Origin of the sequence: Streptomyces flavofungini (assembly GCF_041028215.1) — a bacterium.
Classification (GTDB): Bacteria; Actinomycetota; Actinomycetes; order Streptomycetales; family Streptomycetaceae; genus Streptomyces; species Streptomyces flavofungini_B.
Genome location: NZ_JASKYR010000804.1, coordinates 1 through 3,180, shown reverse-complemented (window position 1 = coordinate 3,180; position 3,180 = coordinate 1). Strand labels below are relative to the sequence as shown.

Genomic DNA, 3,180 nt, shown 5'->3' with positions numbered 1-3,180 from the left:
TGCCCTACACCGTCACCGTCACCGCCGCCGAAAGGACCCTGGAGCCATGACCACGCAGAACTGCGCCGAGTGCGACAGCCGGGTGGAGCCCGGTCAGTCGTTCTGCGATGCCTGTGGTGCCGTCCTGAGCTGGGACTCGGCCGGGGCACGCACAGGCCGCCCGGCACCCGCCGGTACCGCTTCCGCCCATGGCTCCGGCTCCGGCTCGGGCCCTGGCTCCGGCTCCCACTCGGGCTGGAACGCTCTGTTCCAGTCCGGGGCGGGGGCCGACACCCGGGCCTTCCGCCAGATCTCGCAGGCCCCGCCCACCGGTCCGGCGCCCGCGCCCACCGGCCAGGCGCCCGCATCCGACGCCGGGCCGCCGCCCGCACCCGGGGCGCCGACCAGCACGCCGGGGACCGCACCGCAGCCCGCGCCCCGGACCGCTGGAAGCGCCCCCGCTACAAGCGCCCCCGCTTGATCTGAAGGGCCGCCCGGCCCTCGGCGCCCCGCAGGCGCCATTCGCGGCGGAGTTCCGCGCGGGCCCTCACGTTCGTCTTGGCGATGATGCGCTGGTTCTCGCGGACGAGCTTGCGGTAGCTGTCGAGCCGTCGCTCGGGGAGAGTGCCGTCCGCCAGGGCGGCGAGCACCGCGCAGCCCGGTTCGGAGAGGTGGGCGCAGTCGTGGAACCGGCACTCCTGGCCCAGTTCCTCGATCTCGGCGAAGACCTGGCCGACCCCGGATTCGGCGTCCCAGAGACCGACGCCGCGCAGTCCCGGGGTGTCGATGAGGACGCCGCCCCCGGGCAGCACGAGCAGGTTGCGGGTGGTGGTCGTGTGCCGCCCCTTGCCGTCGACGTCACGGATGGCCTGGACCTCCATGACGTCCGCTCCGGCGAGCGCGTTGGCGAGCGTCGACTTGCCCGCGCCGGACTGCCCGAGCAGGACCGACGTCCCGCCGGAGACGACCGCGGAGAGGACGTCGACGCCCTCCCCGGCCGTCGCGCTGACCGTCAGGACCGGCACGCCGGGCGCGCTGGTCTCCACGTCCTGGACGAGATGCGCGAGCGTGGCGGGGTCCGGCACGAGGTCGGCCTTGGTGAGGACGACCACCGGCTGCCCGCCCGACTCCCAGCCGAGCGCGAGAAACCGCTCGATCCGCCCGAGGTCGAGCTCACCGGCGAGTGAGACGGCGATGATCGAGTGGTCGACGTTGGCGGCGAGGATCTGTCCCTCGGACCGCTTGGACGAGGTGGAGCGCACGAAGGACGTTCGGCGCGGCAGGTACGCCCGTACGTAACGGGGGTCGCCGCCGACCGGGTCGACGACCGCCCAGTCACCCGTGCAGATGACCTTCAGCGGGTCGCGCGGCGTGACGAACTCGGTGTCGGCCCGCACGGGGCCTTCGGCGGTGACGAGATCGCACTGCCCCCGGTCGACGCGGACGACCCGCCCGACGAGGAGCCCGCGCGCCGCGTAGGGCGCGAACTCGGCCTCCCACTCGGCGTCCCAGCCGTACGGGGCCAGGGGGTGCGAGGAGGAGGAAGAGGGAGAAAATGAAAGAGAGGGAGACAAGGGTGACCCTTCACAGAAGGCCCCGGCGGCGCGCCCGATGGCGCGCGAGTGGAAGGACTCAGCCGGTGGCCAAGGAGGTGGACTTACTGGACTCACGGATGCGGGTTGTGCCCGTCGTCTCGACAGCCATGGTCAAACACCTCCTGATCTGCTGGATTTCCTGATCTGCTGGACCAACTGCTCAGAGCTTAGACAGCCCTCCGCCCGAAGCTCCACCCATTTATTCGCGGACAGCCACCCGCACGCCTACACGTCCGCTCGCCTCGCCACGAACACCATCTCCCGCCCCGGCCGGTCCGGCGTGTCGTGTACGGCGTCCAGTGCGTACCCGGTGGCGAGCAGGTCCGCCTCCACCTCGTCCCGTTCGCGGAAGCGCAGGGTCGAGTCCGAGGTCAGGACCTCGCCGTTCGTGCGGAAGACGTACGTCCAGCGGAACGACACCAGCGGGCCCTCGATCGCCGTGAGTTCGACCCAGCTCTCCACCGGGCCCGCCCCGGCGACCTCCGTGACCGCGAGGGAGGACGCGCGGTTCCAGCGTTCCCAGGCGCGCCACGCGGGGTTCCGTGTGCCGAAGGCCAGGTGGCCGTTGGGGCGCAGGGACGCGTGTGCGCCCCGCAGCGTGTCCCGCCACGCCCCGGGGTCGGCGATGGCCTGGGCCACGTTCGCCGTCATCGTCGCCAGGTCCACCCGGAGCGGCGGCAGCCCCGTGGCGTCGCCGTGGAGCCAGCGCACCCGCTCCGCCCCCGGCTTCGCGCGGGCCACGTCCAGGGAGGCCCGTGCGGGGTCGACGCCCACGACGGACACCCCGCGCTCCGCGAGCAGCAGCGCGAAGACCCCCGTACCGCAGCCGATGTCCAGCACCCGCCGCACGCCGGACTCCTCCGCCATGCGCAGGAACGGGATGAGGTCGCCGCGGTCCGGGTGCAGGGGGTCGTAGAGCGCCGCCAGGTGTGGATCGGTGAACTCCGCGTCCGCGGGCATCGCCTCAGACCTCTTCGCCGGGGGCTGCCGTCCGCCATTCCTCCGCGAGGACCGACCAGATCTCGGTGTCCTGCCGTACGCCCTTGTAGAGGTCGTTGCCGCGCAGGATTCCGTCGCGGCGCATGCCCAGGCGTTCGGCCACCCTGATGCTCGGGAGGTTCTCCGAGGCCACGTACCACTCCACCCGGTACATTCCGCGCTGCTCGAACGCCCAGTCGATGAGAACGCGCACCGCCCGGGTGACGAGACCGCGCCCCGAAGCGGCCGGTTCAAGCCAGCAACCCGCCTCGCATGTGCCGTTCGCCGCGTCGAAGGTCCGGAACATCACGCCGCCGACGAGACGCCCGTCGAGCCAGATGCCGTAGAGGCGGCCCTTGTCCGCGGCGGCCTTGTCGGCGAAGACCTGGAGCCACCTCCGCGTCGACACCAGGTCGGCGGTGACGTCCGGCAGGCCGACGTACTGGCCTATGTAGTCACGGCCTCGGTCCATGTGCGCCAAGAACTCCTCGGCCTGCCACGGCTCCAGCGGGCGCAGCTCGGCGCCGTCCTCTTCCCCCAGGGATATCGCGAACATGTGCCGGATCTTCGCACGGGCCGTGCGGTCGGTACACGCGGATTCGCGCCCGGCCCGGCCGACCGCCCGGAG

At 72.4% G+C, this 3,180-nt stretch carries 3 protein-coding genes; all 3 read right to left on the bottom strand.

All coding sequences use genetic code 11. The features are described 5' to 3' along the window. Positions 1–440 precede the first annotated feature (440 nt). The 3 genes from rsgA to AB8Z36_RS34715 all read right to left on the bottom strand — a co-directional run bounded on the left by rsgA (position 441) and on the right by AB8Z36_RS34715 (position 3,108). Entirely contained in the window at positions 441–1,553 is a 1,113-nt protein-coding gene (gene rsgA, locus AB8Z36_RS34725) for a ribosome small subunit-dependent GTPase A (protein ID WP_369217367.1), read from the bottom strand. A 246-nt stretch (positions 1,554–1,799) separates the two neighbouring features. Continuing rightward, positions 1,800–2,534, bottom strand: coding sequence for a class I SAM-dependent methyltransferase (locus AB8Z36_RS34720; RefSeq protein ID WP_369217366.1), 735 nt, complete (start codon positions 2,532–2,534; stop codon positions 1,800–1,802). A 4-nt stretch (positions 2,535–2,538) separates the two neighbouring features. Beyond that, positions 2,539–3,108 carry a GNAT family N-acetyltransferase gene (locus tag AB8Z36_RS34715; RefSeq protein ID WP_369217368.1) on the bottom strand — a complete coding sequence of 190 codons (570 nt, stop codon included), beginning with the start codon at positions 3,106–3,108 and terminating at the stop codon, positions 2,539–2,541. Positions 3,109–3,180 lie beyond the last annotated feature (72 nt).

Coding starts and splice junctions, on each gene's coding strand:
- AB8Z36_RS34720 (WP_369217366.1), bottom strand. CDS start 2,534: ATGCCCGCGGACGCGGAGTTCACCGATCCACACCTGGCGGCGCTCTAC.
- AB8Z36_RS34715 (WP_369217368.1), bottom strand. CDS start 3,108: ATGTTCGCGATATCCCTGGGGGAAGAGGACGGCGCCGAGCTGCGCCCG.